This is a genomic window from uncultured Faecalicoccus sp. (assembly GCF_944327125.1).
GTDB lineage: Bacteria > Bacillota_I > Bacilli_A > Erysipelotrichales > Erysipelotrichaceae > Faecalicoccus.
Genome location: NZ_CALVGO010000038.1, coordinates 1 through 11,660 on the forward strand (window position 1 = coordinate 1; position 11,660 = coordinate 11,660).

13 protein-coding genes are annotated in these 11,660 nt (G+C 40.4%); 7 read left to right on the top strand and 6 right to left on the bottom strand.

Annotated features, from left to right (window positions below; all coding sequences use genetic code 11):
* Positions 1-196: 196 nt before the first annotated feature.
* The 3 genes from Q0K03_RS05490 to Q0K03_RS05500 all read right to left on the bottom strand — a co-directional run bounded on the left by Q0K03_RS05490 (position 197) and on the right by Q0K03_RS05500 (position 3,456).
* Positions 197-1,444 carry a peptidoglycan bridge formation glycyltransferase FemA/FemB family protein gene (locus Q0K03_RS05490; protein WP_297238565.1) on the bottom strand — a complete coding sequence of 416 codons (1,248 nt, stop codon included), beginning with the start codon at positions 1,442-1,444 and terminating at the stop codon, positions 197-199.
* A 229-nt stretch (positions 1,445-1,673) separates the two neighbouring features.
* A complete protein-coding gene (bsh, locus tag Q0K03_RS05495) occupies positions 1,674-2,615 on the bottom strand; it encodes a choloylglycine hydrolase (protein ID WP_297238567.1) in 942 nt (313 codons plus the stop codon).
* Between the two features lie 37 nt (positions 2,616-2,652).
* Complete coding sequence (locus tag Q0K03_RS05500) at positions 2,653-3,456, bottom strand: 4Fe-4S ferredoxin (RefSeq protein WP_297238570.1); 804 nt, start codon at positions 3,454-3,456, stop codon at positions 2,653-2,655.
* A gap of 240 nt (positions 3,457-3,696) precedes the next feature.
* On the opposite strand from Q0K03_RS05500, the gene Q0K03_RS05505 reads away from it, so the two are divergent.
* Complete coding sequence (locus Q0K03_RS05505) at positions 3,697-4,026, top strand: helix-turn-helix transcriptional regulator (protein ID WP_297238572.1); 330 nt, start codon at positions 3,697-3,699, stop codon at positions 4,024-4,026.
* Here Q0K03_RS05505 and Q0K03_RS05510 read toward each other — a convergent pair.
* Positions 4,016-4,177 carry an AgrD family cyclic lactone autoinducer peptide gene (locus Q0K03_RS05510; RefSeq protein ID WP_297238575.1) on the bottom strand — a complete coding sequence of 54 codons (162 nt, stop codon included), beginning with the start codon at positions 4,175-4,177 and terminating at the stop codon, positions 4,016-4,018. The genes Q0K03_RS05505 and Q0K03_RS05510 overlap by 11 nt on opposite strands.
* Before the next feature lie 100 nt (positions 4,178-4,277).
* Between Q0K03_RS05510 and Q0K03_RS05515 the strand changes: the two genes are divergently transcribed.
* From Q0K03_RS05515 to Q0K03_RS05540, 6 genes are all read left to right on the top strand, one after another.
* Complete coding sequence (locus Q0K03_RS05515; protein ID WP_297238577.1) at positions 4,278-4,841, top strand: accessory gene regulator B family protein; 564 nt, start codon at positions 4,278-4,280, stop codon at positions 4,839-4,841.
* Entirely contained in the window at positions 4,835-5,542 is a 708-nt protein-coding gene (locus Q0K03_RS05520; protein ID WP_297238579.1) for a LytTR family DNA-binding domain-containing protein, read from the top strand. Before Q0K03_RS05515 ends, Q0K03_RS05520 begins: the two co-directional genes overlap by 7 nt.
* A gap of 104 nt (positions 5,543-5,646) precedes the next feature.
* Positions 5,647-6,729, top strand: a complete 1,083-nt coding sequence (locus tag Q0K03_RS05525) for a hypothetical protein (protein WP_297238581.1) — start codon at positions 5,647-5,649, stop codon at positions 6,727-6,729.
* A gap of 53 nt (positions 6,730-6,782) precedes the next feature.
* Positions 6,783-7,712, top strand: a complete 930-nt coding sequence (locus Q0K03_RS05530) for a MoxR family ATPase (protein ID WP_297238583.1) — start codon at positions 6,783-6,785, stop codon at positions 7,710-7,712.
* A 1-nt stretch (position 7,713) separates the two neighbouring features.
* The gene (locus Q0K03_RS05535) at positions 7,714-8,721 is read left to right on the top strand and encodes a DUF58 domain-containing protein (protein ID WP_297238585.1); all 1,008 of its coding nucleotides are present in this window, start codon (positions 7,714-7,716) and stop codon (positions 8,719-8,721) included.
* 68 nt (positions 8,722-8,789) lie between these two features.
* Positions 8,790-10,760, top strand: coding sequence for a transglutaminase family protein (locus tag Q0K03_RS05540; protein ID WP_297238587.1), 1,971 nt, complete (start codon positions 8,790-8,792; stop codon positions 10,758-10,760).
* Here the strand turns inward: Q0K03_RS05540 and Q0K03_RS05545 are convergent.
* Complete coding sequence (locus tag Q0K03_RS05545) at positions 10,744-10,995, bottom strand: hypothetical protein (RefSeq protein ID WP_297238589.1); 252 nt, start codon at positions 10,993-10,995, stop codon at positions 10,744-10,746. The two genes, Q0K03_RS05540 and Q0K03_RS05545, sit on opposite strands and share 17 nt — an antisense overlap.
* 17 nt (positions 10,996-11,012) lie before the next feature.
* Positions 11,013-11,660, bottom strand: a 648-nt coding sequence (locus Q0K03_RS05550; protein WP_297238591.1) for a magnesium transporter CorA family protein, incomplete at its 5' end; no start/stop codon positions are given.

Here is an 11,660-nt window from a genome sequence, read left to right on the forward strand (position 1 = left end):
CCCCAGCCATAGAAAACAAACGCCATTTGAAAGGATGGCGTTTTATTTTTTTCGTTGAATCCACAGCTTACAATAGGCATTCAAATAAGATAGCTATTTCTATCTTTCTTCTCTATCGATTTCCTGGTCAAATAAAAAAATCCCGAAACGGGATTTTTTGGTTCTTCCTATTCATCTACTGAAACAGGTCTCGTTCTTATACCTGGATGTGATTCTTTTTCTTATAGACGTTAAATAACATCGTATTCAGCGGCAGGATGAAATTTCCAACCAGCTCTACCACAACGGCGTTAAACCCTCGTTTAAAGTCAAAGACTCCATATCCATCCTGATCGGGTTCAAACAAACCGCTGATTCCATAAAAATTATATTCTGTATATCCTTGTTCAATAGCCTTTTGGATCATCGCCCATTGTAAAGCATAAGGCGCCTTAAACTTTTTATAGGCATCATTGGAACCACTCATCAAATAGACAACTTCTTTTCCATAAAAGATGAACATCGCTGCAGCCAGCCCCAGCTCGTGTCCATGTTCTTTCTGCAACAAAGCCGCTTCTTCCTGACGCTTGTATAAAGATTCCAAATGTAAAGTGGCCGTGTGAAGACGATTCTGCGAATTTTTAGAATGCGGATTTTCCTGCAGCCTTTCCTGGGCTTGTTCTATAACCTGTTTTTCTTTCTCAATACTTTGATGAATGTTTTCTACATAGGCATCAATATCCAGATAGGCATAATATGCCTGCGCTTTGTCTTTAAAACATTCATATTGTTCCTGGTAATACTCTAAAGAAAGAGCGGAAAAGTTTCTTCTTTCTCCTGTCATACTGACAAGATCCTGAAGGATAGAAAGCTCCTCTTTTTTTAGTTTTCGAATTTCGATATTATACTTTAATGCGTTTTTGATATTTTGTCTTGTTTTGGAAGGAAACGCTTTGAACACTTGTTCTTTGGTCTGATCTTCCAGATACAGAACCGACATCCATCGGCATTGTCTGGTCATATCATACCCTTGTGTCAATGGAAGATGCAGAAATCCCATGTCTTTATAGAGGTCCACGACATCCCAATGGTTCCACCCATCTGAAACGATTTGACCATTCTCATCTCTTTGTCGTAAAGGAATATACGGATCGGTTTCAAGATATACACATTTTTCTTTTTTCAGATACGCTTTCAACAATTCATAATACTCTTTTAAATCTTCCTGATTTGTATAAAAAGGACCTCTTGGAATATAGGCATAACGAAAAAACTTCATCAGCGGTTTGATCGCAACCATGGCACAAACGCAAATCGTATTTTCATTCATCCCGGCAAGATAATGAATATCCCAGCCGTCTTTTTTCATCTTGTCGCCTTCATAACTGGATTGTAAAAAATTTCTATTCTCAAATTTTTCGATCCAGGTTTCATAATCCTGAGGGGCTAGTCTTTTTAAATTCATTGATGAGATCTCTCCTTATTTCCTAACTATCGTACACGACTTTTTATTATATTGATGTAACATTCCATTTTCAAGCTGTTTTTCTTTTCCCATAACCTTTATAAACGATGAAACCGCAGATGCATGTTGTTTCTAATAACTTGTCTAAACTGTACCAAAACCTACAGGGTTATTCAATCGAAACAAAAAAAGACATAGAACGCTATGCCTTTTGAATATCGAAACGCTATCACGAAATGGAAATCAGCTCTTCTTGATCCAGATCGTAACCCTTCATCTCTACTTTTCGGATCGAAGAGTCTTCATAGGTTGTATAATAGTAAATCCCCTGATCGCAATTTATACAGCTGGAATAGATGGTATAATCCAGCGTGTTTTGTTCAGTGAGTACACTTCCCTTGATCATGGCAACCGAATTCAATACTCGAAAAAACTGCTGCACATTGTCTTTCTCGGTTCCATCCGAAACCAGGTTTTCCTTCAGAAAGGCTGTATGGATAAAACGTGAAGGACTGCTGGCATCCCCAGGAAGGCCAATGGCACCCATTCCTGCGGCATAAGGTGTTAATTCCATCGTGGAACTAAAACGATTGTTCGGGTATGCTTTGGTCACGTTCAAATATTGACTCAGATTATAAAGATGGAATGGAAACGGCGGATTGTTTGTGAGTACCCCGACTTGATCTTCATAGATCTGTGTTCCCTCTTTTGTCGATTCTAAGACAATGGTTTCTTCTTTGTCCGCTATGATCCAGTGCAATGGAGAATTGGGAACGCCTTCCTTAAATGGAGTATCCAGTATCGAAACCTCCTTTAAAAGTTTTCGAGCTTCTTTTATGGAATCACATTGCCCTAACAACCACGGAATCAGTTCATAAGGAGCGACATTGGATTTATTTTCCTGAAAAGGATAATAAACCGCATTGCCGGTAAACTGCAGGCCCGCCATGGCAAGACCTTTTTCATTGACTGCTTCGGCATACAAAGGCACGTTATCCATCACCGTGGCCATACCAATCAGGGCATAGTGGGATTTCAAATCCTCCACATGATGAAAAGAGAAAGCGTAATTTCTTGGAGTGATCACAACCTGCTGGCCAAAACCGCAATCCAAGTCTAAATTTCTTCCAAAGTAAAAATCGTTATTTTTATAAGTGAAACTCGTACACATGTTACCATCTCCTTAACGAAATCGTATCACCGCTCCCTTAGAAAAAGAACTGATTTGCCCGGGGGTTTGTATAATGTGCCTCCAACATTTTCACATGCGATAAAAACTCCGGATCTTGAAAGGATCGAGCTTTCTGAGGACACTGATGAATGCATCGCTGACATTTGATACACACTCCCGGCGTCAAAGAGGGATCCATGGTATCGATCGACCCCATAGGACATAGGTGGGCACAAACACGGCATTGGGTACACAAAACTTTATCAACGATCGGCTTGGCTTTTAGAACACGGGCAGGAGAACCATCTTCTTTTTTAGGAAAATAATAAGGCGCCTTGGCATCTCCAGGAACCGCAAAATCAAAAGGAGGCCCCTGGTCCAGCTTTTTCTGGACATTCATCAGGAAATGATCCAATTCTTCCCAGTCGCTTTCATTGGGCCTGGCATAAGCCAGTCTGGAACTAAAGGCATGCTGACAAGAAAGGGCACAAGCTCCTATCGGGATAAAATGATTTTCCTTTAATAAAATACATAATTCGGCCAGTGAGTGATCAAAGTTTCGATTCCCAAAAGTAACGACTGGAACCGCTAATGTCGAATTCCCTTGAATCTTTTCTTTTACAAAGGGCATGATCTTGTTGGGCAGTTTTCCTGCATAAGTCGGCAAGCCTATAAGCACCAATTCTTCTTTTGAACATACAATGCTCTCTTTTCTGGCATCCGGCAAGGTGAAATCTTGTTCAAGTACAGGCAAAGAAAAACAATGAGCCATGTAGCGAACCACTTTTTTTGTATTCCCGGTAGCACTCCAATATAGTGCCCGTATGCGCTGTATCTTCATACCTTCAGTATACGAAAAAACCGTGAAAGATTCACGGTTCCTGTGTATTATTTTTTGAGGATATTTTTTTATACGTCATAAATCTATTCAATATGTTAACAATCAAAGCGTTCAATACTTAAAAAGTCTGTCTCATTGACAGACCTTCATAAAAAGAGCATTATTCTTCCCTTTTTAGGAACGATTGGGGAATTTTCTATCATTTAAGAGAACGATACAATAACCTCGAGGTGAAGAATAATGCCTGATCATATCACGATTCGTTTTGGCCATGCCGTTTGCAGCCAGCGAAGATCCAAACATCTTTCTCAGGAAAAACTATCCGAAATCACCGGTATCTCAAAAAGACATCTTGCGAATATTGAAAAAGGCATCGTCAATCCATCTTTAGAAGTCATTGACATCTTAGCCAGAGAATTGAACCTTTCCCTAGACAATATCATCCATGAAGATCTTGACGAGACTGACCAGATCCTGAACATTCTTCGAATCCGCATGCCCGAATATACCGACGAAGACAAGAAATTTCTTTATCGTATCGTAAACATTCTTCCCGATTCTAACGACTGATCTTATCCAGATTCTTCAAACGCTGCAGACTTTGCGGCTCTTTTTTCTGCCCATGCACCACGATCGAAGCACTGTTGACCGTTTGCACAGCGGCCTTTTCTATCGCTTTTGCGAAGAGTTCCAAAGATCCATTCTTTACCTTATCAAACATTCTTTTTCTCCTTTCATCTCTACTATCTTATTCAATACTGTCAAAGATGGAATCCATCGTTGCACAAAATGCCCAAAATCTACACAAGAGGACTTTTATTATGAATTTAGACAACCTTTATATGTTTTTACATCGTCACGGAAAAAAGCTGGATCACGATGTCTTTGAATACGGTCTAGCCGTACTGATACGTTATGGCATCTATTTTTTCGTGATACTGATCGTTTCCATTTTCTTTCATAAAGTATTCGATGTGCTCTGCTTTATGATTCCCTATTTCAGCTTCCGGTCTCAACTGGGAGGGATCCACGTACAGAATTCGATTCTATGCATCGCCCTGACCGTCTTGACAACGTTTGTGATCCCCTGCGGCGTTTCGTTTCTTCCTGAAGCCAAATTTTTCTTTCTTTTTCTTTTCTATCTGGCTGGAATGCTCGCCACCTGGCTTCTAAAGACCGCCGACCATCCCAACAAGCCCCTGTCACCAAAAGAAATTCAATACCACACCCATCGTGCCTTGAATAGAGAACTCTTTTATCTTTTCTTTCTGGTTTTATTCTATTGTCTGGATATGCCTTTGTATGCTTATGAGATCCTGATTTCATTATGGATCTGTCTGTTTGAAATTGGTTTTGTACATCTTAAAAGGAGGTTTCTATGTTAAAGATCTTAATTTGTGAAGACAATAAAAAGGACAAGGAGCATCTGAAAGATCTGCTCTTTGATCTTCTTCAGGATCTGAAAATACCGTATCAGATCTTTTCACTTCAAAATATGAACGTGGATATTGAATTTTACCTTCAATTCGATATGATCTTCCTCGATGTTCGCCTGGAAGACCAAAGCGGCATTGAACTGGCAAGAAAGATTCGAAAGATGGATGACAACATCCTGATTCTGATCACATCCCGTTTTAAACAGTATTCCATCCAGGCGTATACAGCGGATGTGAAGCGCTATTTTGTCAAACCGATCGACAAAGTCTTTTTCCATCTGGAAATGAAAAGTATCCTCCAGCGGTATCAAAAAGACCAAATCGGATTTTATGATCCAAAGATTTCCCGTCATAAGATCTTGTTTAAAAACATCATCTGCATTGAATACCTGGATCGCCACACGCTGCTTCATTTCAAAGATCATCAGATCATCTCAACGACCTATCCCCTGAAATACTGGATCCAGAAAACGGAATCCCTTGATTTTGCTCAGCCCTATAAATCTTATATCGTCAATTTAGACCACGTTCACAAGCTCTGTCTGGAACGGCATATGGTTTTGTTGCGGACCGGAATGAAGATCCCGCTATCAAAAAAGTTCAGGAAACCTTTTAAAGAACAGTTCTATGTACATTTGAATTCTTTATGATTTTTCTATCCAACATTTTAACTTTGATTTCCATCAATCTTTTTCTTAAAAGATATTTCCCTTTCCGCTTTTCAAAAAAGCGATTCCTTTTTATCCTGACTTTTTTGACCTGGTTTCTGATCTCCTTTAAAAATCATCAAGCTCTTCCAATAGAAACAAAACTCCTTCTTTATCTGATCTTAACGATCTATGTGTTCTTGATCTATAAACATTCTCCATTTCGTATCTTCTGTATATGGAGTGTTTGTTATTTTACAGTGGCCCTGTCCGAAGAACTGGCGGTATTTCTTTGGGCCCGGACAGGCTTGCTCTTGCAGCCGATTCATACTCATTCATGGATCTATTTCATCATCATTGTCTTGACCCAGTTTCTTTTTCATGTTCAAAGCCGCCTTATCTACGGTTTGATTTATTTGATCCGTCAGATTTCCCTCCCTTTTTTCTTCTCTATTTTCCTGATTCCTTCCATCATTTTGACTGCATTTGGAATTACATACGGAAACTTGAACATCGATTTTGAAAACGTCAAAGCTTGTCTTCTTTTTTGTGTTCTGATGTTCTTTGAAAGTTTATCCCTTTTGTTTCCTCTTCTGGAAATGCGAACTCTTTTTGTTCGATCCTGTCTTCAAGCACAAACCAAAATGGTCCGTTTTTTAGATGATCAATATCAAAATACATTTAATTTTATTCATGATCTATTAACGAAACTCTCTTCTTTGGATCTGTTATTCAACAACCGCAAATGGAAAGAACTTGATCAAAACCTCAAAGAGCTAACCCAAATCACTTTTCGTCAGTTCAATCAGATCTATACCCGTTCGCCTGTTTTTGATATCCTTTTAAAAGAAAGAGAAGTCTTCATCCATGAACATCAAATTGAGATCGATATCTTTTACCATCAGGATCTTCTTTCGTATTTCAGTCTTTCGAAACAAATTCATTTTTTTGAAAACTTACTGAATATTTCTTTAAAGGCCGCCTGTACGTATCCGGGAAAACGGAAGATATGGCTTCATTCAAAAGGTTCTTTTCATTTTCATCTGCGCATTCGCTGTTCTTCTTCAATGAATGCTCATCTCCAAAACGAGATCTCTGCCTTTCTACAAAACTATCCTTTCGATGTCTATTTTCAATATGAAACACAATGGGAAGTTTCCTGCATCTCATTTGTATTGCAGTGTCATTGATTCTTACGATATACTTTAGTTAAGAAAAACATTCTTTAGAAAGTGAATCAACTATGACTTGGAAACCTTACTTTGACCCGATCACAGACACCTTAAATCAAATCATACTGGGAAAGGAAGAAGTCATTCAAGAAATCTTATTATCTTTTCTTTGTGAAGGACACGTCCTTTTAAAAGATCTCCCTGGTGTTGGTAAAACGACATTGGCTTTAGCTTTTTCTAAGGTCATGGGCTTAGATTTTAAACGCATTCAGTTTACACCTGATATCATGCCTACCGATCTGACCGGCTTTTCCGTATGGGATCGGCAGTCAAAAAAATTTATTTACCAGCCCGGCATCGTCTTTTGTAATATCCTGCTGGCCGATGAGATCAACCGTACATCGCCAAAAACTCAATCCAGTCTGCTGGAAGTTATGGAAGAAGGAAAAGTGACCGTTGATGGAATCTCCCGGGAAGTACCCAGACCGTTTTTTGTTATTGCGACACAGAATCCCAACCAGGCAATTGGAACACAGGAACTTCCAGAGGCACAAATCGACCGTTTCATGATCGAATGTTCCCTGGGCTATCCGGATTTTCAGGATGAACTGCGTCTGGCACAGGCCATGGACTCCAAACAAAAAATAAAAAGACTGCATCCTTTGCTGGAAGCACATGTTTTGGACAAGGCAAAACAGGAAATCGCATCCGTTTACGTCAAAGATATTTTATATGAATATATCGTACGCCTGGTTCAACAAACACGAAACGATTCAATGATCCAGGTTGGCGCCAGTCCCCGAGCTACCCTTGCTCTGGTAAAACTCGCAAAAGCATCCAGCTGGTATGCCGGACGTGACTACGTTTTGCCCGAAGACATCCGAAAACAGTTTCCTTACGTGATGAGGCACCGTATTCTCTTGTCTTCCAAGGCCTATGCCCAGAAACTCACAAAAGAAGAAGTGCTTCAAAACATATTGAAAACTGTCAAGGTAAAATAATATGACAAGATTTTTCTATTTCATTTTCCTTATCGTTTTGATCTTTGTCAGCGGAATGTTTGGAAGTTCCTTACTGTGGGCCCTTGCCCTGATCTGGCTTTTGATCCTGTTGGCCATGGTTTGTTTGACATGGGTCTTACAAAAAGAAGTGCAGATCCATAAGACCTATACGGTGTCTTCTTTTCATAAAAACGAAGACCTTTTGCTCCCTTTTACCATTTCGTTAAAAGGAAAACTTCCCGTTTTTAAACTGCGAGTGATCTTTACGACCTCATTTGAAAACGAGCCGCAAAAAAAGAGGCATAAAATCATGATCGAGCCAAAAGCCATTCACTTTTCGTATTTTCCCGAGTACTGCGGAAAGTGGGATCTTCAGATCAAAGCCATTCAAGTCTATGACTGGATCGGTCTCTATTATAAAACGATCCGTTTTCCTCAATGGATCACTTCCATCGCGATTCTTCCTGAAGAAATACCAATCCCCCTTCAATTAAACGATGCATTGGGAAAAGGAACCGGCACCGAAAGAAACCGTACTTCTTCTGTGCAGGGAGAAAACGATTTAGAAATCAAGGACATCAAAGAATATAATGGAAAACAACCGCTTCGCCACATTCACTGGAACCAGACCATTCGATTCGAAAAGATCTATGTGAAAGAATTCGAAAAAGAAAGTCCCGGAGCCTTATCAATATTCTGTGACTATGGCAGGCGAAACACACACTCTTCGCTGCAAATCAGTTTTTATCATCAGCTTGTGTATTCCTGCCTGATGACTTGTCTTCAAAAAGGCCATATCTGTCAGCTGGGAATACAAACGAAAGACTCTATTTATGTCTGTCCTGTCGATTCTCTGATGTCTTTGGACAAAGTCTTTACCGATGTCCTGCTTGAAAACATGGACAGTTACAGCACGTGTACTGAATTTCCGTTTGATTTAAAAGTCACCTGGGAAAATACAATCATCGATGCCCAAGATCAAATCTACTATATCAAAGAAAGCGCATAAAACGTATGACCTTAAAAAAGCACACGAAAACAAATGGCCCAAGTCAATGGACCGATCCTATCCTTTTTATGATCCAGGTTTTCATCGTGCTTTTTTTTCTATACGATCAAACTTTTATTAAAATCGATATCCGCGTCTATCTGATCACCCTTTTGTTTGGAATCCTCTTGATGGCGATCCATATGCTTTCCGGCCTGTATAGAAAGATCCTGATGGGAGTCTGCGGCCTGTTTTTGATTTCTTTTGGTTTATTTCAGATTCCTGAGATCCTTGAAGAAATCACTTCGATCCAAGAATCTGTCAGCGTTACAACCGTTAAGATCGACACCATGCTGAGTCTTGTTCTGGCCCTCCTTTTAGTGATTTTTTACTGGATCCTGTTTAAGGCGCATCGGCCTTTTCTTTACTGGCTGATCACCACCGGTCTTATAGGCGGTATTTTGCTTCTCGATCCTTCTATCTCCTTTGGAAGCTGTTTTCTGCTTTTCTTTTTACAGATCCTTCTGTGGGTCAAAACAAGTCTGAATCAGCCATTGACCTTCTCCATGGTAAAAAAAGTACTGTGCTTCAGCGTTCCTGTACTGATCCTTGGATTTGTTTTATCCGGCGTATTGGAAAAACCTGTTTTTGAGTGGATCAACCATGCGGAAACACAGTTGTCTCATTGGGCTCGATCCGGCCGGCACGAACCGGTTTCCGGCGTGATCTCGCGAGGAAACAATCATGATTCGGACACCATCGTTTTTACCATCAAAGCCTATGACCCGCCAAAAGATACCTTGTATTTAAAAGGGTTTATCGGCGAAACCTATGAAAACGAGACCTGGACCGAAGACAAAGAAACAGAACTGGTCTCTGAGATCCGCAAACATTATTCAGATTACTCGTCTCCCTACGAGATCAAAAACGCATACAAGCGGCTGGAGCGCGCTGTGATTCGCAGTATGGACTCCGAACCTGTGACCATTCTTCTTTCTTCTTCCGTCAACAACCTGGAAGAACTGACCCCCTATTATTCCATTTCTTCCACCACAAACCGGTATCAAATCTATACCTATACAAACGAACAGGCTCTGGATCCCTATCGATCCAAAGAAAGTGAAGAATTCGCAAAATTGTATGAAAAGGCTGCTCAAAGTGTCTATACCCAAGTGGATACAGAAGCGATCCCTCATTTAAAACAACTGGTGGATTCGCATCCTCAAAAAGATCTGGATTCGATCACCGCAACCATTGCGGGCATCCTTCAGGAAAATACCGAATACTCCCGATCGCCGGGAATTGCCAGTGGAAATCAGAACATCGTCGAAACGTTCTTATTTTCCAGACAGAAAGGCTATTGTGTTCATTATGCTTCAACAGCCGTACTCATGTACCGGCTCTACGGGATTCCGGCTCGCTATGTCTCCGGATATACCGTGTCGCCAGATCAGTTTTCCAGCAATCTGAGTGCAAACGTTCGAGAAAACCAGGCGCATGCCTGGGCCGAGATCTATGTGGACCCTTATGGATGGATCCCGGTGGATATGACCCCAGACGCCCAGGGACGGATCCGGCCCGAATATCCTGGCCTGGATACCGAAAAGCTGGAACAGGCCCTTGAAGAGAATGCTTCTCAATACAAACTGGCCGTCAGCCAAACAACCAGTTCCCGCTTTAATTTCGATCGTATCGCGTTACTGATCTTGATATTGGGAATCGTTGTCATGCTGGTTCTGGGGATTCGTAAAATTCTTTGGATCAAACATAAAAAAAGGCCAAAAGATGATTTGACCTGTATCTTGCGAATTTTATCCATGGATCCAAATTTTGACCGTTTACGGATCGATGAAAAAGCATTTGTCGACCAATTGCAGAAACGCTTTCCTTCTTTGACAAAAGAAGAATGTCTTGATTTGCAGGAAAAACTGCTTCTATCGCTTTATGCCGATCAAAAGATCGATCTTTCCCGTTTTTACAGAAAACTTAAAAAAGCTGTGGAACAACAATTGACGTTCTGGGAGAAACTAAAATATATCGGATTTATGAACGATCTATAGACTTTAACAGATGAAGCGCTTGTTCTTCATCTGTTTTTTCTACATAAAAATCCCAGGCATAATGCGGTTTATGATCCCCTGCCAGGTAAGCGCCCATCAAAGCGGTCATAAAAGGATGCAGCTGATTAACATCTTTCATTTTGACTTCATAGGCAATCTGATTTTCCGACAAAAGATTCTCAGCTCTGTCTTTTTCTTCCAGTTTGGAAGTTGTAAATACTTTTGTTCTTTTCATAAATCGTCTTTCCTTGATCAATGGAACATGTCTTTTTTCTTAAAGATCAAAATCGCGATACCGCAGGCGACAACGGCAACAAGCGTTGGAAACAGTACGTGAGGTACCGGAAGACCATCTACATTCATACCGTAAAAGCTGAAAATAATATTCGGAATGGCCATTACGATCGTGATCACGGTCAAGACCTTCATCACGATATTCAGGTTGTTGGAGATCACACTGGCAAAAGCATCCATGGTTCCACTTAAAATATTAGAATAGATATTACACATCTCAATGGCCTGGTTGATCTCGATCATCACATCTTCCAGAAGATCTTCGTCTTCTTCGTAAAGTTTGATCATTTTTCCTCTTCGGATCTTATTCAAAGTGATCTCATCGGCTTTCAAGGAAGTGGAAAAGAAAACCAGGGATTTTTCCAGACCTAACATCTGGATCAATTCTTTATTTTCCATCGATTGGTGAAGTTTCGATTCTGTACGGCTCGATAAGCGGTCGATCTGTCGCAAATAAACTAAATACTGTTGCGAAATCCGAAGCACCAGAAGCAATAAAAATCGGGTCTTCAGACGAGTGTCCATCTGACGGATCCTTCCCTGCGCCATATCTTGTAAAGACCAGCTTTCATATAAACTGATCGTCACAACATATCCTTTAAGGAT